Here is a 2,077-nt window from a genome sequence, read left to right as displayed (position 1 = left end):
CTCACTGCTCCTGCTTGCCCTCCATGGCGAGCAGTTCCTCGTTCGGGATCGCGCCGCCGAAGCGGCGGTCGCGGGAGGCGAATTCGAGGCACGCGCGCCACAGGTCCCGGCGGTCGAAGTCCGGCCACAGGACGTCCTGGAAGACCATCTCCGCGTAGGCGCTCTGCCACAGCAGGTAGTTGGACGTGCGCTGCTCACCGCTCGGCCGCAGGAACAGGTCCACGTCCGGCATGTCCGGGTAGTACATGTAGTTCTGCAGCGTCTTCTCGTTGACCTTCGCCGGGTCGAGACGCCCCGCCTTCACGTCCTCGGCCAGCGCCTGCGCCGCGTCGGCGATCTCGGCGCGGCCGCCGTAGTTCATGCAGAAGTACAGGGTGAGCCGGTCGTTGTCCTTGGTCTGCTCCTGCGCGATCTGGAGTTCCTTGGCGACCGACTTCCACAGCTTGGGCATCCGCCCCACCCAGCGCACCCGCACACCCAGCTCGTCGAGCTCCTCCCGGGACTTGCGGATGAAGTCGCGGTTGAAGTTCATCAGGAAACGCACCTCGTCCGGCGAGCGCTTCCAGTTCTCGGTGGAGAAGGCGTACAGCGAGATGGCGCCGACGCCCATCTCGATCCCGCCCTGGAGCACGTCCAGCACGCGCTCCGCGCCGACCTTGTGCCCCTCGGTGCGCGGCAGGCCCCGCTCCTTGGCCCAGCGGCCGTTGCCGTCCATCACGATCGCCACGTGCTTGGGGACCAGCTCGCTGGGGAACTTCGGGGGCCGCGCGCCGGAGGGGTGCGGTACCGGCGTCTTGTACTCCCGGCGCTGACGCCCCAGGAACCCGCGTACGGCCATGTGCTTCTCGTCTCCCTCAAGGTGTTCGTTACTTTTCGACATACCGCAGGGAGCGCAGCCCGCGCTCCAGGTGCCAGTGGAGGTACGCGGACACCAGCCCGCTCCCCTCCCGGACGTACCTCGCCTCGGACGCGTCCGCCGTCTCCCAGTCTCCCGTGAGCAGCGCGCCGAGCAGTTCCAGGGCCTGCGGCGAGGGTACGACGCTGCCGGGCACCCGGCAGTCGGCGCAGACGGAGCCGCCGGACGCGACCGAGAAGAACCGGTTCGGTCCGGGCATCCCGCACTTCGCGCAGTCACCGAAGCTGGGGGCGTAGCCGTTGACGGCGAGGGAGCGCAGCAGGAACGCGTCGAGGACGAGATGCGGTGTGTGCTCGCCGCGGGCGAGGGTCCGCAGGGCGCCGACGAGCAGCAGATACTGCTGGACGGCCGGCTCGCCCTCCTGGTCGGTGAACCGCTCTGCGGTCTCCAGCATGGCCGTTCCGGCGGTGTAGCGGGCGTAGTCGGTGACGATCCCGCCGCCGTACGGCGCGATGGTCTCGCTCTGCGTGCACAGCGGGAGGCCGCGCCCGATCAGTTCGCTCCCCTTGGAAAAGAACTGCACGTCCACGTGGGAGAACGGTTCGAGACGCGCGCCGAACTTGGACTTCGTCCGGCGCACGCCCCTCGCCACGGCACGTACGCGCCCGTGACCGCGGGTGAGCAGAGTGATGATCCGGTCCGCTTCACCCAGCTTCTGGGTGCGCAGCACGATGCCGTCGTCGCGGAACAGACTCATGCGCCCATTCTCGCGTACCCGCCGGGCTCCCGCGGCACCCCCCGGGGGGCCGGGCCGGCGGGCCCCCGCGTCACGGCAGCTCCCCCCGGCTGCGGGCGTTGGCGTACGCGGTCGCCGCGCGCAGCCGCTCGGCGGGCGTCGCCTGCCGCACCTCGACCGGCTCGGCGTCCCACTCCCGGCCGCCGCCGTACGGTCTCAGCTGGATGTAGGGCCCCTCATGTCCCATCACGATGCCGACTCTCTCGGTCCGGGTGTCCACGACGTACACACCGACCGGCGGCTTCATCGCGCTGCCACGGCCATCACGGCCGCGAGCCGCCGTGCGGTCTCCACGGAACACCGCCCCAGGTCGACGAGCGGACAGGGCGCCTCCCGCGCAAGACTCACCGGGTCCAGCCCCAGTGACGGCCACGGCAGCTGTAGTTCGTGACTCGTGAGGTTCCTGTCATGCGATGGCCACTGCC

Annotated in this window: 3 protein-coding genes; all 3 read right to left on the bottom strand. The window is 70.1% G+C overall.

Annotation, left to right across the window (positions count from 1 at the left end; translation table 11 throughout):
- Position 1 precedes the first annotated feature (1 nt).
- The 3 genes from ACFP2V_RS20625 to ACFP2V_RS20615 all read right to left on the bottom strand — a co-directional run bounded on the left by ACFP2V_RS20625 (position 2) and on the right by ACFP2V_RS20615 (position 1,899).
- Positions 2-838: an isoprenyl transferase gene (locus tag ACFP2V_RS20625; RefSeq protein WP_381214324.1), complete on the bottom strand. Its 837-nt coding sequence runs from the start codon at positions 836-838 to the stop codon at positions 2-4.
- 28 nt (positions 839-866) lie between these two features.
- Positions 867-1,613, bottom strand: a complete 747-nt coding sequence (gene recO, locus ACFP2V_RS20620) for a DNA repair protein RecO (RefSeq protein WP_381214321.1) — start codon at positions 1,611-1,613, stop codon at positions 867-869.
- Between the two features lie 70 nt (positions 1,614-1,683).
- On the bottom strand, positions 1,684-1,899 hold the full coding sequence (locus ACFP2V_RS20615; RefSeq protein ID WP_332427478.1) for a hypothetical protein: 216 nt from the start codon (positions 1,897-1,899) through the stop codon (positions 1,684-1,686).
- Positions 1,900-2,077: the final 178 nt, after the last annotated feature.

Source organism: Streptomyces incanus, from assembly GCF_042656345.1.
Taxonomy (GTDB): Bacteria; Actinomycetota; Actinomycetes; order Streptomycetales; family Streptomycetaceae; genus Streptomyces; species Streptomyces incanus.
Note: the sequence above shows the minus strand (reverse complement) of the source record. Positions and strands in the feature narration are given on the sequence as shown.